Annotated in this window: 20 protein-coding genes; 2 read left to right on the forward strand and 18 right to left on the reverse strand. The window is 42.8% G+C overall.

The annotated features are described in order from the left end of the window. Positions 1 to 12: 12 nt before the first annotated feature. Together H7T92_RS03425 and H7T92_RS03430 are read right to left on the reverse strand one after the other, a co-directional pair. Complete coding sequence (locus H7T92_RS03425; RefSeq protein WP_201037064.1) at positions 13 to 855, reverse strand: ABC transporter permease; 843 nt, start codon at positions 853 to 855, stop codon at positions 13 to 15. Continuing rightward, positions 855 to 1,721, reverse strand: coding sequence for an ABC transporter ATP-binding protein (locus H7T92_RS03430; RefSeq protein ID WP_201037066.1), 867 nt, complete (start codon positions 1,719 to 1,721; stop codon positions 855 to 857). Before H7T92_RS03430 ends, H7T92_RS03425 begins: the two co-directional genes overlap by 1 nt. A gap of 236 nt (positions 1,722 to 1,957) precedes the next feature. Between H7T92_RS03430 and H7T92_RS03435 the strand changes: the two genes are divergently transcribed. Continuing rightward, positions 1,958 to 2,812: a putative RNA methyltransferase gene (locus H7T92_RS03435; protein WP_201037068.1), complete on the forward strand. Its 855-nt coding sequence runs from the start codon at positions 1,958 to 1,960 to the stop codon at positions 2,810 to 2,812. A 78-nt stretch (positions 2,813 to 2,890) separates the two neighbouring features. Here the strand turns inward: H7T92_RS03435 and H7T92_RS03440 are convergent, their stop codons facing one another. The 12 genes from H7T92_RS03440 to H7T92_RS03495 form a co-directional block, all read right to left on the reverse strand. Beyond that, positions 2,891 to 3,454 (reverse strand): NAD(P)H-dependent oxidoreductase, encoded by a 564-nt coding sequence (locus tag H7T92_RS03440; protein WP_201037069.1) that lies wholly within the window; start codon positions 3,452 to 3,454, stop codon positions 2,891 to 2,893. Then, positions 3,454 to 4,047: a TetR/AcrR family transcriptional regulator gene (locus H7T92_RS03445; protein WP_201037071.1), complete on the reverse strand. Its 594-nt coding sequence runs from the start codon at positions 4,045 to 4,047 to the stop codon at positions 3,454 to 3,456. Before H7T92_RS03445 ends, H7T92_RS03440 begins: the two co-directional genes overlap by 1 nt. A gap of 197 nt (positions 4,048 to 4,244) precedes the next feature. Beyond that, positions 4,245 to 5,549 carry a response regulator transcription factor gene (locus H7T92_RS03450; RefSeq protein ID WP_201037072.1) on the reverse strand — a complete coding sequence of 435 codons (1,305 nt, stop codon included), beginning with the start codon at positions 5,547 to 5,549 and terminating at the stop codon, positions 4,245 to 4,247. Between the two features lie 10 nt (positions 5,550 to 5,559). Beyond that, on the reverse strand, positions 5,560 to 7,206 hold the full coding sequence (locus H7T92_RS03455) for a sensor histidine kinase (RefSeq protein WP_201037074.1): 1,647 nt from the start codon (positions 7,204 to 7,206) through the stop codon (positions 5,560 to 5,562). Between the two features lie 2 nt (positions 7,207 to 7,208). After that, positions 7,209 to 7,820: a YesL family protein gene (locus tag H7T92_RS03460; RefSeq protein ID WP_201037100.1), complete on the reverse strand. Its 612-nt coding sequence runs from the start codon at positions 7,818 to 7,820 to the stop codon at positions 7,209 to 7,211. 171 nt (positions 7,821 to 7,991) lie between these two features. Further along, positions 7,992 to 9,473, reverse strand: a complete 1,482-nt coding sequence (locus H7T92_RS03465; protein ID WP_201037076.1) for an ABC transporter substrate-binding protein — start codon at positions 9,471 to 9,473, stop codon at positions 7,992 to 7,994. A gap of 79 nt (positions 9,474 to 9,552) precedes the next feature. Next, complete coding sequence (locus H7T92_RS03470) at positions 9,553 to 10,485, reverse strand: carbohydrate ABC transporter permease (protein ID WP_070587891.1); 933 nt, start codon at positions 10,483 to 10,485, stop codon at positions 9,553 to 9,555. Positions 10,486 to 10,498: 13 nt separating this feature from the next. Beyond that, on the reverse strand, positions 10,499 to 11,428 hold the full coding sequence (locus H7T92_RS03475) for an ABC transporter permease (RefSeq protein WP_070674606.1): 930 nt from the start codon (positions 11,426 to 11,428) through the stop codon (positions 10,499 to 10,501). Between the two features lie 224 nt (positions 11,429 to 11,652). After that, positions 11,653 to 13,533, reverse strand: a complete 1,881-nt coding sequence (locus H7T92_RS03480) for a beta-N-acetylhexosaminidase (protein WP_201037077.1) — start codon at positions 13,531 to 13,533, stop codon at positions 11,653 to 11,655. Continuing rightward, complete coding sequence (locus H7T92_RS03485) at positions 13,527 to 14,396, reverse strand: ROK family protein (protein WP_201037079.1); 870 nt, start codon at positions 14,394 to 14,396, stop codon at positions 13,527 to 13,529. Before H7T92_RS03485 ends, H7T92_RS03480 begins: the two co-directional genes overlap by 7 nt. Positions 14,397 to 14,486: 90 nt before the next feature. Further along, positions 14,487 to 17,132: an alpha-mannosidase gene (locus tag H7T92_RS03490; protein WP_201037081.1), complete on the reverse strand. Its 2,646-nt coding sequence runs from the start codon at positions 17,130 to 17,132 to the stop codon at positions 14,487 to 14,489. A 240-nt stretch (positions 17,133 to 17,372) separates the two neighbouring features. Next, positions 17,373 to 18,653 carry a glycoside hydrolase family 125 protein gene (locus H7T92_RS03495; RefSeq protein WP_201037082.1) on the reverse strand — a complete coding sequence of 427 codons (1,281 nt, stop codon included), beginning with the start codon at positions 18,651 to 18,653 and terminating at the stop codon, positions 17,373 to 17,375. Positions 18,654 to 18,868: 215 nt separating this feature from the next. On the opposite strand from H7T92_RS03495, the gene H7T92_RS03500 reads away from it, so the two are divergent. Then, complete coding sequence (locus H7T92_RS03500; protein ID WP_201037084.1) at positions 18,869 to 20,944, forward strand: GH92 family glycosyl hydrolase; 2,076 nt, start codon at positions 18,869 to 18,871, stop codon at positions 20,942 to 20,944. A gap of 190 nt (positions 20,945 to 21,134) precedes the next feature. Here the strand turns inward: H7T92_RS03500 and H7T92_RS03505 are convergent, their stop codons facing one another. The 4 genes from H7T92_RS03505 to H7T92_RS03520 form a co-directional block, all read right to left on the reverse strand. After that, the gene (locus H7T92_RS03505) at positions 21,135 to 21,704 is read right to left on the reverse strand and encodes a DUF6287 domain-containing protein (RefSeq protein ID WP_201037086.1); all 570 of its coding nucleotides are present in this window, start codon (positions 21,702 to 21,704) and stop codon (positions 21,135 to 21,137) included. A gap of 139 nt (positions 21,705 to 21,843) precedes the next feature. Continuing rightward, positions 21,844 to 23,349, reverse strand: a complete 1,506-nt coding sequence (locus H7T92_RS03510) for a zinc ABC transporter substrate-binding protein AdcA (RefSeq protein WP_201037088.1) — start codon at positions 23,347 to 23,349, stop codon at positions 21,844 to 21,846. A gap of 2 nt (positions 23,350 to 23,351) precedes the next feature. Continuing rightward, the gene (locus H7T92_RS03515) at positions 23,352 to 24,155 is read right to left on the reverse strand and encodes a metal ABC transporter permease (RefSeq protein ID WP_003009676.1); all 804 of its coding nucleotides are present in this window, start codon (positions 24,153 to 24,155) and stop codon (positions 23,352 to 23,354) included. Further along, on the reverse strand, positions 24,148 to 24,852 hold the full coding sequence (locus H7T92_RS03520; protein WP_003013743.1) for a metal ABC transporter ATP-binding protein: 705 nt from the start codon (positions 24,850 to 24,852) through the stop codon (positions 24,148 to 24,150). The genes H7T92_RS03515 and H7T92_RS03520 overlap by 8 nt, the downstream gene beginning before the upstream one ends.

Raw genomic sequence — 24,852 nt, forward strand, 5'->3', positions numbered from 1 at the left:
TCCAATTCTCACTTACTTTCTTTTACTCGATCTTTTTGCCAAGGAAATCCAAATCCCCAAAGCTAGAAGAATACCTCCTAACACTATAAGGTATGTTTGTTCCTTTGTCAATAAAGTTTGCCATTTGAGCTGAACACCCATTTTTTCTTGAAACTCTTGAAGAAGATTATCTTGACCTTTAAAGGTCTCACTTAATGCTTCTTTCATGAGGACTTGTCGATAAAGTGCAGCAATATAAGTTGCTGGGGTACATTTCATTAGTAGTTGAGCAAAATTAGGTAGAACGCCCAAAGGTACATAAGTCCCTACCAAAAAACCAGAAGCTGTACCCACTATGGTCGAAAACTTCCCAAGACTGTCTACTGATTGGAAAAAATAAACAAAAATGGCATTCACTAAGCTAGAAAGTAGGCTACTAAGTAGCATAATGAGGAGCACTTCAGGTAATAGAGATAAGGTTGGAACTTCTCTAAAATAGCCACACATCAGCACATACATAAGGATCTGCATGGAAAAAGAAATGATGATTGCACTCGTTAGATACGAAAATGCTAACCGCCACTTTCCTTGATCCGATAAATAAAGATCCTGATCTACCTGATGTTCACGGTCCTTTACTAACTGAGTCAGGGCAGCCAGACTTGTCGTAATCCCTGTCACAGCCAGCGTCCCACTCATTAACCAATTATTTAACACAGGACCACTATTGGGGAGCTGAGCCCAAGCATCTGTTAGATTTTTTTGAAGAAAAATAATATAAAGGACAAAGGAAATCAAGGCTCCCAACAGGGAGAAGAAAACTCCTGAACGATTCCTGAAGTACAATAAAAAATTTCGCTTTAGTAAGGCTAGCATTAGCGAACCTCCCTTCCTGTAAGTGCAATAAAGGCATCATCCATGGTCCCTGGGCGAAACTCAAAATGGGCTATTTTATCTCTAACTTGCGCCAGGTAATCAATGGCTTCCCTTTCACTATCGGGTTGAAGAACATACTCCAATTGACCTTGTTGCTCTACTGACATTCCCGAAGATTTGAGACTTTCTATCTGCTGTCTCTCCTTGAAACGAATCTTTAAGATATTAGTAGCATACTGGCTCTTAATATCTAGTGCCGATCCTTGAGCAATCACTTTCCCATGATCTACAATATAAATTTGATCAGCTTCATCTGCTTCGTCAAGATAATGCGTGGTCAATACAACGGTCATTCCCTCTTCTCTCTGCAATTGATAGAGCAAATCCCAAATAGATTTTCGAGTTTGGATATCCAAACCTGTCGTTGGTTCGTCTAAGAATAGAATATCTGGTTGTGAGAGCAGAGCACGCGCAATGTCAACCCGACGCTTTTGGCCGCCTGAAAGCGTCCCATATTTCTGCTTTTGGAAAGCTGATAGGCCTAGACGATCAATAAGATCAGACACACGATTTGGTTTTAGGCCTTTGTACTGTCTGGCACGAATGGTCAGATTTTCCCTAACCGTCAGCATCTCATCTAAGACACTAGTCTGAAAGACCACACCAATTTTAGTACCTGGTTCATAGATGATTTTACCTTGCGTTGGTTGTTTCAAACCAATCAACATGGAAATCGTCGTTGATTTCCCCGCCCCATTTGGTCCTAGAATCGCATTAAAGGTTCCCTTTTCAAACTGTAAATGAATATTGTTTACGGCTAAATGATTTCCATATCGTTTACTGATGTTTTTAGCTTGTAATATCATGTTCTCTCTCCTTTTGATAGAACCAGTCTAACAAAAAAAGCCATTTAAAAAACGGCTTTTGGGTATAAGTGGTCAAAATGAAGAGATGAGTGGCGAGATAGAAGAGATTAAAATGAGGAAATTAAATAAAGAGACTCAAGTTCCATTCAATACCGCGTAGATTCGTTAAAAAAGTGTGACTTAGTCCCATTAAAACATCGGTTGCTATCTAGAGGCTCTTTTGTTACACTACTAATATGAATACACCGATCAAACCAAAATTACAACGATTTCAAACAGCCACTGCTTTTGCCTGTCCCATCTGTCAATTGGACCTAGAACTTGTGGAGACCAGTTTTAAATGTCCCAAGGGCCATTCTTTTGATTTGGCGAAATTTGGCTATGTCAACCTGGCTCCTCAGATCAAACAATCGAAGGACTATGACAAAGAAAATTTCCAGAATCGCCAGCTAATCTTGGAAGCAGGTTTTTATGAGCCGATTCTAACAGCGATCGGACAAAAAATTCCGACCAGTGATGCCAGAATTCTAGATATCGGTTGTGGAGAAGGCTATTACTCCCGGAAACTACAAGAAGCCTATCCCAAGGCTACTTTCTATGCCTTTGATCTTTCCAAGGAATCTGTGCAACTAGCTGCCAAGAGTGACGCTAGCTGGAAGGTCAATTGGTTTGTAGGAGACTTGGCTCATTTACCCATTCAATCCAAGAGTATAGAGGTCATTTTGGACATCTTCTCCCCGGCTAATTACGCTGAATTTGAGCGTGTCTTAAAGGCTGAAGGGGTCATCATTAAGGTTGTCCCAACCTCTTCTCATCTGAAAGAAATTCGTCAGTTGGCCCAAGATCAATTGACCAAGCAATCCTACTCCAACCAGGAAATTTTGGAGCACTTTGAAGACCACTGTCAGATCCTCTCATCCGAAACAGTCAGCCTCACCAAGAGTTTAACTCCAGAAGAACGCCAGGCGCTCCTCGCCATGACCCCCCTTCTATTTCACGTTGACCAAGAAAAAATCGATTGGACCCAACTCACAGAAATCACCATTGAAGCTGAGCTGCTGGTTGGGAAAATCAAGATACAAAGGACTTAAAGTAAAAAGGCTGAGACGATTTGTCTCAGCCTTTTTACTCATCTTCTGCATGCTCTGTCATGACTTGTAAAGCACTTTTTAAATCCTTTTTGCTATTTGTGCGATTTTTTCGAGTTCTTCTTTCCGTTGACGATCACTCATATATTCCACTCGTGTAACTTGTGTCACTTTAACCGGTTTAATACCACAGGGTTTCAAGATTTGGGATTTTAGAACCTTTGCGTAGTCTTGAGAAAAAGGAAGAAAAACTTTTGGCGTATTATGCGTCGTAATGATCCACGCTTTTCCATCTAGTTGTCCCACCGGACCTCGAGGTCCATTCTGATAAGCAAAACCTGCAACAAAAACACGATCAATAAAACCTTTTAAAATAGCTGGCATTCCACTCCACCAAGTAGGGAAAATAAAAATCAACTGATCCGCCCAACTCAATAAATCTCTATACGGTTTCATGTCTTCATTATGCTGTAAATCTCTCCTTTTATGCCTTTCATCAAAACGTAAAACCGGATCAAAGTTTTCTTTATATAAGTCTACTATTTTAACCCTATGCTCTGGTGCTAAATGCTTTTGCACAGTTTGAAGGATTGATGCATTATAACTTGTTTCATTCGGATGTGAATAGATTATTAAAACATTCATCAGCTATCTCCTTTTATATAAATATCAAGCATCGTTCTGACGGTCTTTTGAACATCATTTTCTTTAAAGCTTTCTCCAACGGGACTCCTTACCAATAGAGCCAAACCCGCAATAAAACTCCAAAAATGGATCAAAATTTCTGCGTCACTACTAGAAAGATTTTCCTCATCTTTAACTCTTAACGCTACCGACTTAAAATGTTCAAATCCTGGTAAAGAGGAGTTGACTGAAATAGTTTCATGGGATAACTCCATATAGTTATATGGAAATTTGATAAATAATGCTTCAAATAGATAGGTTTCCTCTTGGGCAAACCTTACAAAGTTACAGCCCATCAGAGTTAGTTGAGTTCTTGCATCTATGGAAGTATCAATCCCTTGTATCATATTTTTCAAAAAGAACATTGATAAGTGTTCCATAACCACTTGAATATATCTATCTTTACTTCCAAAATGCTTATAGGGAGCTCCATGAGTCACCCCACATTTTTGAGCTATTGTACGCATAGACATCCGGTCAATCCCGTTAGTTCTGATTTCTTCAATGCCGACCAAAATTAACTTTTCTTTCAGTTCTTCCGTATTCCGTTTCATTTGACCACCTTTCCTTATCAAAGTATACGCCGTCTACTTTTTATAAAGTATACACTGTCTACTTATATTTGTCAAATTAAAAAATACTCAAAACTTAGCTTCAGGGCCTCTGACCTTCTGTCACGTACTCACTTAAGGAAAGTTACTAAGAAGACTTTATCTTCAATCAAAAGGCTGAGACAAATCGTCTCAGCCTTTTACTCATCTTCTGCATGCTCTGTCATGACTTGTAAGCGATAGGTTTTAGGCGATTTCCCACAGAGTTTACGGAAAACCTTGTAGAAATAGCCTACATTACTGTAACCAACTTTATAGCAGATATCTTCAATGCTGTCATTGGTCGATAAGAGGAGCTGCTGGGCAGCCTTAATCCGCTGTTTGTTGAGGAGTTCTGCGAACGTTGCATTGGTTTCTCGTTTAATCAATTGGCCTAAATAGACTGGATTAATAAAGAGAGCCTGACTGATGTCCTTGAGCGACAGCTCTTTTTGGTAATCACGGCTAATCACTTGGAGGACACTCGCTACATTTTCATTCATCCGATAGTGGGATAAGAAACGGGACAACTCTTCCTGGATAAAGCCAATCATCTCGCTAAAAGTGGCAGTTTCTTGGACTTTCTTGACTACATCAGCTAAATTATCACCTTGCAGGTATTCAAACAAATGAAAGACATCCATCAAAAATTGGATAAAGAGCTGCTTGGTCAGTGAGACCTTAGGGGTCTTCTCAAGGATCATTTTTTCTAACCAGTCCAGTTCTTCTAAGATCTGTTGGATATTTCCTTGCATGATCACCCGATAGGCCGGCTCGTAGTAATGGAAGACTTCTTCATCTTGATTGAGAGGGGTCGCCCCATAAAAGAGGCTCCGCTCCACTAGATCCTTAAATTGATGAAAGTGCTCCTTATACGGAGGTTCAAAGGCCTTCTCAATCATGGCTTCTTCTTCCTGATCCGAGATAAAGAGTTGAAGATTTTGCCCAAGAACTTGATAAGACGAGCTGATAAAGCCTTTTTTCTCCTTAGCGACTCCAATCCACAATGAGTTCCGACCTGCGATATAGCGACAAAACTCTTCCTCAGAGATATCATCGTGAATCAAACGGTCGGCCAACTCTTGGCTTGGTTGCTGGATTTTATGCTGAATTTTTTCTAGGATATTGCCCATCTCCACCTTATTGACAGGTTTGAGCAGGTAGTCTGCCACGCGCAAATTGAGAGCTGTCTTGACGTATTCAAAATCCTGATAGCCTGACATAATGATAAAGGCAGCATCTGGGATCAAATCCTTCATCTCAGCAATCATCTGAAGTCCAGTTTTCCCAGGCATATTGACATCCGTGATCACCACATCTACCGGATACTCTCGCACATAATCAAGGGCCTGGTCTGCATCTTCTGCAGTTGCGACCACTTCCATATTCCAGTGGTCAAAGGGGATTAATTTTTTTAACCCTTCTGTAATCATATACTCATCGTCTACTAATAAGACTTTGTACATTCTGTCTCCTTTATTCATCTTGAATGGTTATCGTATAAGTCACTCCATGGTTAGGTTGGGAGAAGACTTGGATATGGTAGCGATCTCCAAAATAGAGCAGCAGGCGTTCATGGACATTGACAATTCCGATGGACTGCCGACCACTCTTTTCTTCGATTTCTGAGCGTGGATTGCGATTGGCTAGCATCTCTTGAATGCTTTCTAGCTGTTCTTCTTTCATCCCGCGCCCATTATCAGTGGTCAAGATGATGACCTGCCCTTCTCCTTGCAAGACCTTGACACTGATCACATTGTCCTTGCGTTTGTGATCCACTCCATGGGCAAAATAGTTCTCAACCAAAGGCTGGATGGTAAATTTTGGAATCTTCATCTTTTCCAAACCTGGATCGATCTTAAAGCCATAGGCAATCGATTTTGGATAACGCACCATGCAGAGGTAGCTGTATTTGCGACAAAATTCGAGCTCATTTTCAACTGTCGTCACTCGCTCGTCTGAGATATTATTGCGCAAGAGACTACTAAACTCATAGATAATATCACCCAATTCATCCTGCTCTTGCATCACGGCATACATCCGGATAAATTCCAGTGTATTGTACATGAAGTGGGGATTGATCTGGGCTTGTAGCGCCCGCATATTAGCATCTTTTTGGCTGAGCTGCAACTGGTAGATATCCCGAATGTTCTTGTCCATATTGTCTAACATGGTATTGATCATATTACCAATAACCAGCAGTTCTTGGTCCTTAGTCGAGGTATCAATCCGTCGTTCACTATCGCCTTGACTGATCTGATTCATGGTATCGACCAAATCGAGGACTTGACGCCGGTAATTTTTGAAAATCTGCCGTAACAACAAGTAAAGGATCAAGAAAATTAGGAAAGCAATGGAGAGAAAAGTGGTCAGGTTAGCTAGACCCTTTTTGACCAGATAACTTTTAGAAACAGCTACATCCACCTTGTAGCCATAGATCGTGCTACGGGTTTGCCATTTAACATCTTTTGATTGTCCCTTATCCCCTTCATGGTACATCTCTTTCCCAAAGGGCGTGAAGATCCGCACAGCAACCGGTAGATCTCCTCTAGCATTGTCAATCGCTGCCGTCAAAATTTCCTGGTCCAGAGTCATATAAGCAATCCCAACTCCAGCACCCGTAGTCGGATCTGTCAAAGGAACCGGAATGGCTGTCGCAGGAGCCTTGTAACGGTCCGCTGAAACTTGCTTACCCCCCTTCGATTGCCGGGTAGAGACAAATACTGTCTTGTAATCCGACAAGGTGACATCGATACCCTCGATGTTTTTATTGCTCAAATAGAGACTGTCAATATTCTTATGTAGGGACAATTGGATATAAGAAGGGAATTGGGCATTCAACCGCCAGGTCTCATACTCTGAAGGAGACATGGTAAAATAGCGGTAAACCCCTTCTAACTTTGCAGGGTTTTCAACGAGGCTACGCCCTTCTTGTGTGACCCGCTGATAAGAGGTCTCAAGATCCGTCACGACTTCAGTCAAGACCCGTTGGGCGATCCGGTCGGCTTCAGCTTGCTGGTTTTTCCAAGAGATCCCCGCTACGACGAGACCCATAATGGTCAAAATGACCACCATGACATAGGCGTAGAATTTTAAAAGCGTACTTAACCAGATTTTTTTCATCGTTAGGATACCAATTTTTCGTGGATGTTTTGATAAACAGGGTCAAAGATATCATTGACAAAGAAATGCCAGACGCCGATCAAGACAAAAAAGAGAAGGGCTGGCATATAGTAGCTAATGACGCCAAGTAGCGCGGTTCCAAGGATGAGCTTCAGAACCGGACGAATGTCCAGCAACATTCCGATCAAACTGAGTTTGATACTGTTGGTATAAGAGAGAGCAAAATGCACTTGCAATTTCAAATAAACGGCGTAAGCTAGAGGCGCAACCAAGAGGAAAACCAGATTAAACAGGAGAACCAAAATTTGGAAGAAATTTAAGTGAGGAATCTGGATCATGAGGTACATGCCATAGAAGAGGACTCCTTCAATGGCAAAGAAGGTGTAAAAGACTTGATTGGCTAGAACAAGATTTTCTTTGAAGAGTTCCCAAGCGCGTGACCAATGATAGTCTTTGTACTTCATGCCATTTTCTGCATAGAGGCTCATGATAGTGGTACTGGCCGGTCCTACTCCTAGAAGAATGCCCCCACAGATCGTCAAGACCCAAAAAATCCCTGTTACCAGCATAGCAACATAGACTCTCGTAAAAATGAACTCGATGATTTTCCCCATCATTCAGCCTCTTTTCCAATTAGTGATTCTATTATATCATAAAAATAAAACGCTTTCCCATATTTGCATTAGTAAATTGAAATATTGATTTTCATTTCCAAGATTCATTTTCATAAAAAACTTAAAAAGGCTCTGGAGATCCCTCCAAAGCCTTTTCACACGACCTATTTCTTATTTTTTAGAAGCAAGGTATTCGTCGTATTGTTTTTGCATTTCATCAAGCACTTTTTGGTAAGCACCTTCTGATTTCAATTTTTCAAGCATCTTAGGAACTTCTACTTCAGGATCCACAGTACCAGTATTGATAGCACCCGCGAATTGGTTCAAAGTATTTGTAAGAGCTGTGATTTCTGATTTCACTTTATCTGTGTTAAAGATGAAACCAAGTGCTGGAGATTCTTTTGCAGTTTCCAAGTCTTTCTTAGATTGTGCAATTTGTTCATCTGTTACGTTTTCGTTGATGTAAAGAATCCAGTTGTTACCAGTGTTCCATCCAGACATGTGAGTGTTTCCGTTGTAGCCATCCAAGACTTTGACACGGTTTTCTTTGCCGTCAACTTTTTCCCAGTTCTTGCCTTCTGGTCCATAAACAAGGCCGTTCAAGAGTTCTGGATTAGTGTTCAAAAGGTTCAACACTTCCATTGCTTTTTCTTTGTTCTTAGAGTTGTTTGAGATAACAAAGTTAGCTACTTGAGTGGTATTGTTCTTCTTGTAAAGTTCAGTAAATGGTTTGATGTCGATCTTACGGTTTGCTACACGAGAAAGCAAGCTGTTACCGTAGTCAGCTGGTCCTACTGTTTCTTCACGAACTAACCAAGTATCTTGAGAAAGGTCATAACCAGTATCGCTTGTTGCTACGTCTTTTGGAATGTATCCTGCTTCGTAGTATTTGTGAAGAGTCTTCAAGTTTTCTACATAACGAGGGATTGTGTAACGGTCCACGATCTTCGTAGTGTCACCTTTCAAGTCAACAACGAATGGAAGTCCATCAACAGCTACATAGTCGAAGTCATCTGAAGGTCCACCGTAGCTCTTGTTCATTGCAAATGGAACAACGTTTGGATCTTTTTCTTTAATGGCTTTCAAGACTGGTTCAAGAGAAGCATAGTCTTTGACGTTTGAGATGTCGATACCATATTTTTCAACAAGTGGTCCGTTGAAGGCAAAGTTTTGAGAAGATGCAACGTTGGCTGCTACTGGAACAGCATAGATCTTGCCATTTACAGTGTTCCCTTTGATGTATGCTGGGTCAAGTGCTTTGTAAAGTTCTTTCCCTTCTTTCTTGTACAATTCTGTCAAGTCAGCATAGGCACCTTTTTGAGCATTGATAACGTAGTTGTTGGCAAAAGCAATATCATAGTTTTCACCAGATGAGATGATAACGTTCATTTTTTGTGCGTAGTCACCCCAACCAAGATATTGGATATCCAATTTTGCGCCAACTTTCTTTTCAATGATCTTGTTGGCATTTTCTAACAAGGTATCCAAGTTGTCTGGTTTGTCACCGATTTGGTACATCTTGATGATTGGTTTACCATCTTCAGTTGTTGCTGATTTCTTGTTGTTACCTGTAAGGCTTCCACAAGCAGCAAGAGTAGCTCCAAGAGCAATGACACTAGCAGATGCTAACGCGTATTTTTTCCAATTTTTCATAAGAAAAATCTCCTTTATGTTATTTTCTTTTTAGACTAAGTTATGAGTTGAAAATCCTGTTGATTTTCAATGAACAATGTTATTCTTTCACACCACCGATGGTCAAGCCTTTTACAAAGTAGCGTTGGAAGAATGGATAGAGAATGGCGATTGGCACTGTTGCCACAACCACCATGGCCATACGTCCTGTTTCCCGTGGGATGGATTGTACAGCTCCTGCCAATTGGCCGGATACCCCGACATTTTTAGCGATGTAATCCATATTGTTTTGGATTTGCATCAAGAGGTATTGCAATGGGTAAAGGTTGTCACTCTTAATATAGAGAAGGGCGTTGAACCAGTCGTTCCAGAATCCTAAAGCGGTGAAGAGACTAATAGTCGCAATCCCTGGTAGAGAGAGTGGCAAGCAAATTTGGAAGAAAATCCGTGTTTCACTTGCCCCATCGATCCGAGCGGATTCAAGAATGGCTTCTGGAATGGTCCGTTTAAAGAAGGTCCGCATCAAGATGATGTTGAATGGGCTAAGCAACATTGGGATAATCAAAGCCCCGATGGTATCACCCAATTGCAAGAGTTGAGTGGTGACAATATAGCCCGGTACCAACCCTGCACTAAAGAGCATACTAAGGAGTGAAAATACGGTAAAGAACTTGCGGTATTTAAAGGTACTCCGTGAGATCGCATAAGCATAGGTTGTTGTGATAAAGACATTACATGCTGTCCCCACAATGGTCACAAACAAGGTAATGAAGAGGGCTTGCAAGATTTTGTCTTTGAACTGTACCAAGAAAAGGTAACCATCAAATCCAAATTTTGCCGGCCAGAATTGGAATCCATGGACTGCCAAACTTTGTTCGTCTGTCAAAGAGATCATGACAACGAAGATGAAGGGAAGTACACAGGTCAATCCGACTAAGGTCAACAACAAGGTAAAGAAGAAGTTGCTCTTCTTACTGAAAGAATGGATCCCGACATTATCAATTTTTTCTTTTTGAATGGTTGATTTTTTCATACGATCCTCCTTTCTAGAAGAGAGCGGCATTCTTATCAATGCGACGGGCAATGATATTTGAGATTAAAACAAGAACCAAACCGACTACCGATTGGTAAAGACCGGCTGCTGCTGTCATCCCGATATCCCCTGACTTGGTCAAACCGTTGTAGACATAAACATCAATAACGTTGGTCACACTATAGAGCGCTCCAGCATTATGCGGGATTTGGTAGAAGAGACCGAAGTCTGCGCGGAAGATATTTCCGACTGCAAGAATGGTCAAGACCGTAATCAAGGAAGACAACTGAGGAATGGTGATGTTGCGAATGCGTTGCCACTTAGACGCACCATCCACGGTCGCTGCTTCATAGTAAGTTGGGTCAATTCCCATGATGGTTGCATAGTACATGACACTACTATAACCAAAGCCTTTCCAGATTCCTAAGAAGAGGAGAAGCGCTGGCCAGATCCACAATTCCGAATAGAAATTGATGGCTTTCATACCAAATGAAGCTAAGATGTGGTTGACCAATCCTTTGTCCACATTAAGGAAGGCATCGGTGAAGAAGCTGATGATAACCCATGATAGGAAGTATGGGAAGAGCATGGAGGTTTGAAGCACCTTGACCACTCTTTTTGATCTCAACTCACTAAAGATGATGGCGATCCCAACGGAAACAATCAATCCTAAGAAGATAAATCCTAAGTTGTACAAGACCGTGTTTCTTGTAATAATGTAGGCATCTTTGGAACTAAAGAGGAATTTGAAGTTGTCAAAGCCAACCCACTTACTCTTCATGACACTGTCGATGAAGCCCTCTCCTGTGATATGATAGTCCTTAAATGCTACGATATTCCCAAAAACCGGAATATAGAAGAATAAGATTAACCACGCTGCACCAGGTAAGACCATTAAAAGAAAAATGAAATTTTCTCTCAGAGTCCTTACAAACTTTTTCATTTAACTCCCCCCTTTGAGCCTTGAGCGTGTTTTTGCTTTGGTAGCGTTTACAATACTTATTATAAGATAGGCATTTTCTCTTTTCAAACTCCTAATTATAGAAAAAATTCTACAAATTTATGACATAGCTTTAAAAATGGATAAAAAAGGAGAAGAAATGTCTCCATTCATAGGACATCCTTCTCCTCCTTCAACATCATTGTCTTGAAACACAAGGCTTTCTATTAGGTCGTATAGATGGTTGAGGCTGTTGCAATGGTATGCCATTGATTAGCTGTTGTAGCTGCGAAGTCCTTATCTCCGTAGAAATCATTAAATGGCAAGATGTCTACTTCTAGTTCATCGATTCGTGAGATGGAACCAGTTAGATAGTCCTCCATACGGCTTTCAGCGCGCTTGATCCGTTGCAAGAGGCCTCCCATACGAATATCCACTGTATCCAAGCCAAAGACCTTGTTTTCTTTCAGCCATTGTTGGCTAAAGAGCTTGTGGAAGGTTTCAATCTGGCTTCTTAATTTTGGTAATTCTTCTCGAGCAATTTGTTGCAAGCTCTCTTTATCACCTGTTTGATAGGCTTGACGAATGCGTCGCCCCACATCAACCTTGCCACTTAAAATAGCATTCAACTGAGCCTGAGTTTCGAAAAGATAAGCGTAGACTCCAGCTTTTTCTTTAATGTCAGAAAGGGTCTCAGCAGCCTTAGCAAAGTGGGGCTTGTCCTGTTCAGGAGTCATGTGCTTATCAAGAATTGGGCAAAGAACATCCTGGTAAAAGACATAGCGGTTGGGGTTGATGCCACTGAGATTGTCTGGTAGGTCTGGCAAGAGATTGGCTAGGTCAAGTTGCATGAAATCTTCAACCGATAGACCTGTAGTGGTCTTGAAGTGAGCAGACAAGCGCTCTAAATCATTGCGATAACTGAGTTCTGCCCAGATTTGTAGACTTGGCAGAATAGAGAACTGAGCTGTTTCGCCACCATTATCTCCCCAACCCGTCACAATGACTTCCTTGATCTGATTGGCATGGCAGGCTTTGTTAGCTTCGACAGCGATGAGACGACTGAAATGGTTGTGTGGTGTGAAACCAATCCACTTCCAAGCACCACCTGCAAAGGCAATATCCTGGCTAATCTTGTGGTGATTACCGAAGTTACGGTTGTATTTTTCTTCGCTATCCTGATAATAATCCCAGTAAACCAAGGTCACACGGTCTTTGAGACGATCAAGATAAACACGAGTTTCTTCTGGAATTTCGACATCACGGTCGTACTGGCCATCTGCTGACATGAGTTTGAAGAACATATCGCTCCACATCTGGCAGTGGAAACCATACTTGTCTGCAATATCCAGCACGCGCTCCAAATGTTGACACATGAGGAGGCTACGGTCCACAACACCGTTTAAGATGAGATAGCGTCCCAAACCAACCAAGTGAGCTTCGTCCATCCCGATATTGACCTTGCGTGTTTGTAGTTTAGACAGAGTAGCAAACATGCCGTCGATTAGGTCGTAAACTTTTTCTTCGCCGATGAGGAGAATGTCCTCTACATCACGAAGTTGCTGGACTTCTTTGACACCCCATTTGACAAAGGCTGATAAGTGAGCCAAGGTCTGGATACATGGTACAAAGGTCATATCAAACTGCTGGGCGTAAGCTTCGATTTCCTGTAATTCTTCAGCTGAGTATGCTCCACGGAAATAGCCAAAGTAAGGTTGCCCTTCAATCTGATAGGTGTCTTCCATGTAGAGCTCAAAGGTTGAATAACCCATCAGAGCCAAGACTTCAATCATCTGCTTGGCAGATGCAACATTTAGAACTGCATTTCGCGAACAGTCAGCCATGTAGGCTAAATCTTCATAAGCCGCTTGTTCTTCAATCTCTACCTTGTCACCTTCTGCTAATGCTGTTGCGAGAATCGATAAGGCACGATAAATCTGATGAGGTTTGCGATAAGTCAATTGATATTCTCCACCCTCACCCTTGATAGAGATAGAGGCTTGGTCAGACTGAGCGACTGCCACTTCTACATCTGGTAGAGAAATGTAACTTTTTAATACTTCGATAGATTGAGCTTGTTTGGGACTAAGTCCTGTAAAACTTACCATTGGTTTTCCTCCTGTAACCAGTTGACAAGGGCACCGTAGAGATTGGCATCTGCGTGATAGGTGCAGGCTTGGATGACTGGAGCGATTGTATATTCTTCATAGGTTTCGACAAAAGTGTCTACTGCTTTTTGAACCCCTTTGATAAAATCTGGATTCTGACTGATAGAGCCACCTAGGCTAATCACATCTGGATCAATCAGGTACTGGATATTGAGCAATCCTTGAGCTAGGTTACGATTCATGCGCTCAATGGCTTCTTGACAGAGAGCATTTCCTGCTGCAGCCTCTTGGTAAACCTTGCGGCCATCCCAGTCAGACTGACCTGATTTTTCAATCACATAACGAACCATGTTTCCCGTAGAAGCTAGTAACGACCAGTTGTTGAGTCTTTCTGCAGGCTCGATAGTTGTCATATAACCAAACTCTCCACCCAAACCATGACGACCTCGGTGAAGTTTTCCATTGATAATCATAGCGCCACCGATTCCTGTCCCAATCACGACACAGGCTGCATTTTCAATCTCAGGATGAGCTAGCAGTTCACTGAGTCCAACACAGTTGGCATCATTTTCTAGGTGGACAGGAAGCTTATGATGAGCAAGGGCCTCATACCATGAAAAACCATGAATGTAAGGAATGGCACTGATTCCCTCAATCACCCCAGTTTCTTGATTAACGGCTCCTGGCACACTCATGGCAATCCCACGGTAGTCACGTTCTGACAATCGCTGGTCCAACCAAGCCAACAAATCTTCTAAAGTTTCTGGAGTTGGGGTGCTGGCCTTATCTAAAATCTTTCCATCCGGAGTGAGACTAGCAAACTTAATCCCAGTCCCTCCGATATCAATCGTTGCAATGGTCATTGCTTTTACCTGTAAAAAGGAGCGAGTCAGCAGTTGGTTCTTACTTTTTCGCTCCTCCTTTCCTTTTATTGTTTCTTCAGCTGCAACCAGCTATACTTCTTCTTTTTTAATCCATTCTGTCCGGATTTCTTGCGGTGCCAATAAGCCTGTATGAACCGGATACGGTTGTTCTAGAAGATCGACAACCGTTTGTTGTCCTTCTGACACTCGCACATTTTCTTGGCTCATGTTGTAATAGCGAAGGATGTAACCTTCTTCATTTTCTGCTACCTTAAAGGCTGTTGGACAAACCTGAGGATGCGTCAAGGCTGTATGCTTGAGTAAGCTACCAGACGCTGCTACACTTCCTTCTTGTTTTTCAACTTGAAGGCTGGTCATCGGTGTCTGCAAAGCTTTCGCTCGGCGATAAGCAGAGAAGCGCCCCTGAGCTTGATGGCATTCTACTGCATATTCAACCTCAAAGTTCCGCAAACATTGTGCTTCTGGTGTTGGGAAATAGCCCCAGTCACCAAGTTCACCGGAAGCACGGAGAAGTGTTACAGCTATCGTATCGTCTCCTAGGATTTCGTATTCATGCAATCCTTTATTGGCCACTGTTACCCCTTTGACGTCATCATACAAGCTGACGAAAGCTTGCTGGTGTTGGGGATTTTCAGGATTTTCCCAAGAAGCAGCCGGTTTATTTGGCCGTGTCACAACTTCATAGATACTTTCAGAATCGTTGCTTGGACGTGTATTGTGAGTCTTGACCAAAAGACGGATACGGTGATCCTTAGCTGTATTGGTGAAGCGCGTCTTGAAGCGAATTTGTGGGTCATCCACAAAGATGGTCATCTCCGTTTCAAGAGGGATGGTTGTCAGCTCTTCTGAGCGACTTGCCTTGCGGTTCATAAACTCGATAATGCCTCTTTGCTCCGCATCCAATTGTTCATCCGCGCTAACCGGGATCGTCAAGTCATGCTTGAGCAAGATTTTGGCATAGCGAGCATTGTTTTCCAAGACCTCATAAGCTGTTAACTCCGCATAGATCGGTTCGGTTCCTTTTGGTTGGAAGTAGATATATTCATTTCCAATATCACCACGATCTTCAAAGCGAAGGAAATCCTCATAAGCCTCATTGGTCGTTTTGTCGTAAAGGGTCAAGCCATCATCGATACTAAGGGTTACAAATGGCGTATCGATCACCCCATTCTGGAACAGACCATCATGATGAGGTGCTTTGCCTTCCAAGAGCTGGAAGGTCGTCCAAGAAAGAGGCGCTAGGTGAACCGGAACCGTCACGCGCACTTGACGCGCAATATAGGGTTGGCGGAATTTATCCTTAGGCAGGGTATAGCCAAAGCTTGCTCCCAAGTCCTCAATCTCTGCTTCTACAAGATGCCCATCTAAATCTTCTACGTGGTAGTCCGGCAAGGTCAAAGCGGCCATTTTCTTGAAGCCTTCTGTCGGATGCAATTCCTTAAACGGACAAACTGCTACATCGACAATCGTGCTGACGGTGTCCACCTTATTGTGCAAGCCAGTATTGATGACCGTAAAGAGGTGCTCACTCTGGGCTTTTTGAGTTGCTAGTTTGCCTTTCCATTCGTTGAGAAGGTTGGTCTTGACAAAGTTTCCAACTTGGTTGACCTTGGCAAAACGAACTTCCATCTCACGGTGAACATCATCTATGCTACATCCACAAATACTATCGTGTGGCGCATTTTGTAAGAGTGTCTTCCAAGCATAGGTCAATTGATCCTTGTGGTTGTGCCCACCAGTAATGATGGTCAAAGGTTCCACCACTTGCTCGAGCAAGTTGCTGTTTTCTTGGAAGGCTTGTTTGAGGTAAATACGTGAAGAAGATGTATTAGCAAGAGTGTACCAACCATCTGTTTCCTGACTGGTCAATTCTCCCGTAACCGTTGATAATTGTTCAGGAAGTGCACTTTCCACTGCTTGCACATATTCATCAAAGGAGCTATGAATAAAGGTCACGTCAGGGAAGAGCTCATTGGCCACGCGAATAGCTTCACTCAAGTTTCGTTGAACCGGTTGGTGGTCGCAGCCGTTCATCATTAACCATTGGTTGGTTGAGGCATAGTCGCGAACATCTGCCAATTTTTGTTTCCAGAAAGCCAAAGCTTCATCTTTATCCACTGGAATTTCGTTCCCGTTACTGTACCAGTTGGCAAAAAGAATACCGAGTACACGACTCCCATCCGCCCCTTGCCAGTACATTTCAGAAAATTGAGAGGTAAATTGCTCATCTCCAAGAACTTGGTTGTCAAATCCGATTGGTTTGACCCCACGCCCAAAGGCCGCTACGTGAATCCCTGATTTTTGAAGGATTTGAGGAGCCTGCCCCATATTTCCAAAGGTATCTGGGAAGTAACCAATTTGAGTAGATTTGCCCCATTTGGCACATTCTGCTTGTCCAATCAAGGTATTGCGAACATTGGCTTCACTGGAAATCAAGTAATCATCCTGCAAGATATAGAAAGGACCAATCTTGAGCTTGCCTTCGTCGATATAACGCTGCACCTTGTCGCGATTTTCAGGGCGAATTTCTAAATAGTCGTCAAGGACAATGGTTTGGCCATCCAAGTGGAAGCTTTTGAATTCAGGATCATTTTCAAAAAGATCAAACAGATTGTCAAACAGTTCCACCAATTGCATGCGGTGGCTTTCAAAAGGTAGATACCACTCACGATCCCAGTGGCTGTGAGAGATGATATGTACAACAACATTTTCCATGAGTAAAACCTCATTCTAACTTAAATTTTTAATGTTTTAAATATAAACTTGTGATTCTAACAAGAATCAGTGAAGCTAAAGCGTGCTCCTTATACTCAATGAAAATCAAAGAGCAAACTAGGAAGCTAGCCGCAGGTTGCTCAAAGCACTGCTTTGAGGTTGTAGATAGAACTGACGAAGTCAGTAACATATATACGGCAAGGCGAAGCTGACGTGGTTTGAAGAGATTTTCAAAGAGTATTAGCGAATATCCAAGTAATCCAAGACTAATTCACAGAACATCATGTTGGCCCAAGAGAACCATTCACGCGAATATTTGGTTGGATCATCCACGTGGAAACTTTCGTGCATGACGCCCGTGCCTCCATCGCAAGCAACCAACTGGTCCAGCAAGAGTTTTTTCTCAGCTTTATCATTTGTTGTCAATCCTTGAATGGATAAAGCAATCGGCCAGATATAGCGATAAAAGGTATGAGAACTTCCGAGTCCACTTGCGTACTTCCCTTCATAGAAGTAAGGATTTTCAGGGCTCAAAATAGTCCGACGAGTGGCTTGGTAAACTTCGTCGTCAATCTCGCAGTAGCCCAGATAGGGAGCAGCCAACAAACTTGGTACGTTCGGATCATCCATGATGCTAGCATTTCCCAAACCGTCTACCTCAAAGGCATAGATTTTCTCGCCCTTGCTGTTAGTCGTGTAGGCGTAGTTTTCGATTCCTTCTTGAATCTCCGCTTGCAAGCGTTTGGCATCTGCAATGATGCTGTCACTATCGGCTAGATTCAATGCTGCGAAGATTTCTTGCACATAACCCAAGACAACCACTGCAAACATATTGGACGGGATTAAGTAGCTATACTGACAGCAGTCATCACTTGGACGGAAGGCTGACCAGGTCATCCCTGTCACAGCGAAATCTGGCCCAAAGCCGTCATTCACCAGCGTGTCTTCCTTACGATCTGTATCCCGAACAAAGCGATAAGGGGAATTCTTGTGGTCTTGTTCCACTGTCCAGAGATGAAGGATTTCCTTGGTCGCAGTGACAAAGGTTTCATCAAATTGGCTAGTCTCACCTGTTTCCTTCCACAGGAGATAAGCCAGTTGCAAGGGATAGCAAAGCGAATCCACTTCATACTTGCGCTCCCAAATCCAGCCATTCAAATCGGTATGGTCGGTCTCGTGGTGGCCTTTCCAGTTCTCCTCAATATTAAAAGAGTTAGCATAGGGATCCTTGAGGATCAAGGTCATCTGGCGTTTGACCAAACCAGCAATGGTTTGACGTAAACGAGGATCTCGTTTAGCCACATGAAGATAGGGTCTCAATTGAGCCGTTGAGTCACGCAACCACATAGCTGGGATGTCCCCTGTTAACACAAAGGTTGAACCGTCTTCTAAAATTTCAACTGTATTATCCAAAGTGTCTGTATAGCAACGTTCAAAGACATCCACCCACTCAGGGTACTCCTTAGCTCGCTCAGCCACTTGATCCAACCATTCTCGCACAATTTCTTTTGAATAGGTCATTTATTTTCCTCACACGTATCGATTCTTTCCTATTCAGTATAAAAGATTTCAAATGGGAAATACATACGCAAACTATAGCCCTTTTTCTACAAAATTTTCCATTTGATAAAAACGCTATCATATTTGACAACACTTTGATACAATGAAGGAAATACCACCGCGTGTTCCAAGAAAAACACAGATCATTTAAGGTTGATGAAGAAAAAGGAGACAAGATGCGCACACATTGCCAGACCATCGATACCCGTTGGGGAAGCGATAATCATCCTCACTATTCCCACGGAAACACCCTCCCTTATACAGGAGTCCCTTTTGGGATGAACTACTTCCTTCCTCAGACGACACACGAACAAGGGGCTTGGTTTTTCAACCCCAATCTCCCTATTTTTCAGGGATTTCGCCTCACCCACCAGCCTAGTCCTTGGATAGGAGACTACACTTGGTGCCTCATCACGCCCATCACGGGGGAAATTGCAAGTTCCGACCTCTTCCGTCGCCAAAGCAGTTATTCGATGAAAGAAGCTATTTTCCAGCCCCACTACCTCCGTATTTTTTCGGAACGTTATCAGATTCACAGTGAGCTGGTTCCAAGCCGCTACGGGGCTGTCATGCGCTTTCGAGCACCAGAAAAACTGACACTCTGCTTTCATGCAGCAAAGGAACTAGAGGACTTGACTCTGACAGACCAAACCTGCCACTTCCACATTCTGGATCAGGCCCATACCGCAGATACTTCCTACTCTTTCTATCTCCAGTGGCAATTTAGCCAGCCGATTGAGAACGTCACTCACATCGATCAAGATCTTTTTCTCACCTTTGCTAGCAAGGAAGTGACCGTCCAATTAGGAACTTCTTATCTGTCTCAAGACATGGCTCACAGCCATCTTCCCCACCTTTCCCTAGAGGAAGCTAAAAAAGAGGCAGCCGATCAATGGAATCAGCTGCTAAAACGAATTGAAGTAAAAGATGCCGGAGGGCGTGACCAAGCCTTTTTCGATCATTGCCTTTACCGACTCCTCCTTTTCCCTCAAACCTTTTATGAAACAGATACCGAGGAAAATGACTGGCACCTGGATGTCACTCATAATGAAATCAAACCAGGAAAAGCTTATACCAATATCGGATTTTGGGACCTCTTTCGGACCTCTTTTCCTCTCTTTAGCCTTGTCTACCCCGATTATTACCGTCACTTTCTCGAAGGATTTTTAAACACTTACCAGGATACTGGTTTTCTACCAAAATGGTTGGCCCCAGATGAACGAGGGATGATGCCAGGCACCCTCATCGATGGCGTCTTTGCGGATGCTGTCACTAAAGGGATCGCACCAGACCTACATGAAAACATGCTCACAGCTATGCTCCAGACGGCTCAAAAAACAGATCCCACTCAACATTTTGGTCGCCATGGCAATGAAAGCTACACGGCCCTTGGCTACCTCCCCGATGATTTTCACGAAAGTGTGAGCCATAGCCTAGATTATGCCTATAGTGATTTTTGCATTGCTACCGTTGCCAAGCAATTGGGTCAGACAGAAACAGCCACTCGGTATGCTGCTTCCAGCCTCTCCTACCGAACATTGTATGATGCCCAAACAGGCTTTATGAGAGCACGATCCACCAATGGAAACTTTAAAGAACCCTTCTCTCCTATCAGCTGGGGAGGAGATTATGCAGAATGCTCTGCCACCCAGGCTACTTTTGGAGCCTTACACGACCTCTCCGGTCTGATAGAGCTAATGGGCGGTAAAAAAGCCTTCACCCAACGACTGCTGGATCTGGCCAATCAAAAACCTCAATTTGATGTAAGAGGATATGGCTATGAAATCCACGAAATGAGTGAAATGGCCCAAGTCCCATTTGGGCAGATCGCCATCTCCAATCAACCCAGCTTTCACATTCCCTACCTCTTCCGTTACAGTCTTCATCCCGAATACACTAATCTCCTGATCCACCAGATCCGTTCCCAAGCTTTTCATCAAGATTTCCAAGCCTATCCAGGTGATGAGGACAATGGTAGCCTATCTGCTTGGTACATCTGGTCAGCCCTTGGACTCTATCCAACCTGTCCAGGAAAACCAATCTATGATCTGGGCCTCCCTCTCTTTAAAGAAGTCCTTCTCCATCTTCCCAAGCAAGAGCTCAAAATTTGCGCCAACTCACACACTGCAGGCGCCTATTTCATCCAAAAAGCCCTATTAGATGGCAAAGAGAAACAAGAGGTTTCCCATCAAGATCTCCTTGAAGCCCAATTGCTCCAGTTTGAGCTTTCTTGGCTCCCCCCACATGCATAAGAAAAGAGAGTGGGACAGAAATCGGTAATTCGTTAGAATTCGATTTCGTCGTCCCACCTCCGCACAGTTGAGTAGGGCTGTAAAAGCTGATGAAATCAGCGTAGTAGAGCCCACTCAACCACTGCGTCTTGCTCGACAATCCAAAAACAATTAAGAGGCTAGGACTTTTGTCCCAGCCTCTTTTTTTCTGTTATTCATCTCCTACATGATAGTAGATCGAGCCTTGTTCCCCAAAACTAGCGATACCAACACCAGACCACATGCGGTTTTTAGAGGCATCTGATGTGTCCTTAAAGACGACTTGTCCTTGATCATCGACCTGATCACCAATGGTCACTCCTGCAGGAATATACTCCAACAAGAAGCCTCCATCACGACCACCATAAATGCCTTCTGATGCTGTTCCATAATCCGTCAAAGAAGCTCCATAGCCCTCTAACTCTTGTGAGACCAACCCTTTGTCGTTAAAGACCAGCTTGTTTCCCTTATCATCTTGCCAGACACCAGCAATACTGCTGTAGTCTCCATTGGCAATCGCTTCAAGATCCATTTTCTTCACTTCTTTTTTCTCTTCTTTTTTCTCTTCTTTTTTTTCTTTCTCCTTCACTTCCGAACTAGAAGCATCCGTCTTTTTGACTTCAGAAGAGGTCGTCGTTTGACTAGAGGAAGGGGTTGATTTTTTGCTCGCTCCCTGTTGCGAACAAGCCACCAACAGGACCACACTGAGAATACTCACAAGAATTGCACCAACTTTTTTCATTTAAAATTCCCCATACATTTTTTTAGTTTAAAGCCCTTTCATTGTAACGTATTTTCAAGCATTTGACAAGCTTCACTCCTCATTTTTAATCAAAAAGAGACCGGGATAATCAGTCCTAGTCTCTATTTTGATACAACTCTTAATGAGCCAGCATTTCCTGTGCCACTTCTAAACCAGATAAGTTCGAAGGATAATACGTTGGCCAATTTTCCAACTCATCATAAAGCGCCTCTTGACTCTTTCCTCCATGGAAAATGTGGAAGTGAGCTGCCTTTACCGGAGTAATTTCATGGTCACTAAATTGAACATATTTGAAGTCTCCCGCATCGCTCTCCTTGGCTTCAAAGAGATAACGAACACCACGATTCCCCTTCTTATAAGTCAAAATGTGCTTACCTACGTATTTATAAGTATATTTCTTAGAAGATCCTTTTTGATAAAACTCCATTGAATCCTTATCAATCTTAATCCGATCAATATCTGTTTGGTAACCCTTGGTATAATATTCCTTATACTCAGCGGCCGTCATGGTTGGATTTAATTTTGCCTTATAATCAAAGACCTGATCCAACGTTCCATCTTGCAAGTATGGATAAACCGATTTCCAATCACCCGCATAATTTGCTAAGCTACGATCCTTCACTTGACTATCCTCGAAATAGCCCTTTTGAACCGTCTTAGAATCTTCCTCATGTTCCGGTTGAATATCCTTACCATCTTGTGACGTTGTTTTCTCGAGCGCCTTCAGATTTTCCTTCATAACAGACACGTAGTTTTCGCCATCTTTCATTTCTTGATCCGTCAAACTTTCCAAAGGATTTAAGACAGCCAACTCAACACCAGCTTCAGAAGACAAGGTTTTCGCCAAGGACTTAGAAGCATTTTCCTCAAAGTAAATGACCTTGATCTCATTTTTCTTGATATACTCTGTCAATTCACGCAATCGTGCAGCAGAAGGCTCGCTATCAGGTGAAATCCCTGAAATGGCTACCTGGTTTAATCCATAATCTAAGGCCAAGTAACGGAAAGCCGCGTGTTGGGTCACGAAATTCTTTTGTTTCGCATCTTTCAAGCCATCCTGATAAGCTTGATCCAAGGCCTGTAATTTCTTTAGATAGGCTTGGGCATTTTTCTCAAACGTTTTTTTCTTATCTGGATAAGCTGCCACCAACTGATCACGAATCGACTCTACCATCTTCATGGCACGATGTGGAGAGAGCCAAAGGTGAGGATCATATTCATGATGGTGTTCTTCGCCCCCTTCGTGTTCATGTTCCTCTTCCAATCCAGGAAGCAAGACCATGCCCTTGGTGGCATCGATCACTTTGGTTTTCTTATCCTTCATGGATTTCAAAAGATTTGGAACCCACGTTTCCATGTTTTCATTCTCATAAACGAAAACATCCGAATCTTGAATCATAGCCCGCCCCTTAGCAGACAATTCATATTCATGAGGCTCTGATCCCGCTCCAATGAGCAGGTCTACCGTTCCTTCATCTCCGACAATATTTTTTGTAAAATCATAAACAGGATAGAAAGTGGTCATCACTTTTAATTTCCCATTTTGACTCTGACTTTTGCCACAAGCTGCCAAGACAAGGGTCAAAGCCACTAACAATAACCAACCAAATTTTTTAAAGTTCATATCTACTTCCTCAAACGTGATCCAAGATTCACAAGCAAGAACAAGGCCACAAATAAAAGCGTGATGCTGGCACTCGCCGGTGTATCTGCAATATAAGACAAAATCAACCCACTAAACATCCCGATAAAACCAATGATGACCGCAATCAGCATGACCCCACGGAAGTTCTTCCCTAATTTCAGGGCAATACTAGCCGGTAAGACCATGATGGTTGAAACCAATAACGATCCTGCTGCAGGAATCATTAAGGCGATAGCAACCCCCGTCACCACATTAAATAAGATAGACATGGTTCGGACCGGAAGCCCATCCACAAAGGCTGTATCTTCATCAAAGGTCAAAATATACATAGGACGCAAGAATAAGGCCGTCAGCACTAATACAACGAAAGCAATCACAAACAAGGCGATCACCTGTTCATCCGTAATGGTTAGGGTAGAACCAAACAAATACTGATCCAAGCTCATCGAGCTTTTCCCACCACCACGCATCAGTACTAAAGCTAGGGCAAGACCAGTGGACATTAAAATTGCCGTCCCGATCTCCATAAAGTCCTTAAATAAGGTCCGCAAATACTCAAGAAAGACCGCAGCAATAATGACAATGATCATAGTCGAGAGCGTCGGAGAGATCCCAAGAAAAAGTCCAAAAGCGACACCCGCAAGAGAGACGTGACTCAGCGTATCACTCATCAGACTCTGCCGTCTCAAAATCAAGAAAATCCCTAACACAGGAGAAAAAAGACTCATGGCAACCATAGCCAACAAGGCCCGCTGCATAAAATCATACTGGAATAAATCAAGCATGGTCACCCTCCCCTTCTGTATCATGGACGTTAAAACATCTCCAAGGAGAGCTTTGGTCACGAACCAAATGAATATTCCGATCCGCAAATTGGTTAACCTCTTCAGGATCATGCGTGATCATCAAAACAGATTTTTGATGGTGATGCGCACTGTGATGCATCAACTCATAAAAATCACTCTTTGTCGTCGCATCCATCCCTGTCGTCGGTTCATCTAAAACAAAGATATCCGGATCTGAAGCAAACATCCGAGCAATGACGGCCCGCTGTTTCTGACCACCAGACAAAGAACCAATCGCCCGATCCTTGAACTCCAGCATCCCAACAGATTCTAAACTCTTCAGAATATGTTTTTCATCGTGCTCATTCAACTTTCGAAACCAGCCTTTACGAGGATACCGACCTGACTTCACAAATTCATAGACCGTACTGGGGAACCCAGCATTAAAACTAGCAATCTGTTGCGGCAAATAAGCAATCCTTAACTTCTTTCCCTTTACATTTGTCTTTGAAATCTCAACTGTCCCGACCTTTGGCTGTAGAATGCCAAGACTAGCCTTAATCAAGGTTGACTTAGCAGCCCCATTCTCACCAGTCAGCGTAACAAACTCTCCACTATCTAAGTAGTAATTGATCCCTTCCAGAACCGGTTCTCGATCATAATAGAACGATAAATTTGAAACCGTAATATACCTCAA

Origin of the sequence: Streptococcus parasanguinis (assembly GCF_016648855.1) — a bacterium.
In the GTDB taxonomy this organism is placed as follows: Bacteria; Bacillota; Bacilli; order Lactobacillales; family Streptococcaceae; genus Streptococcus; species Streptococcus parasanguinis_L.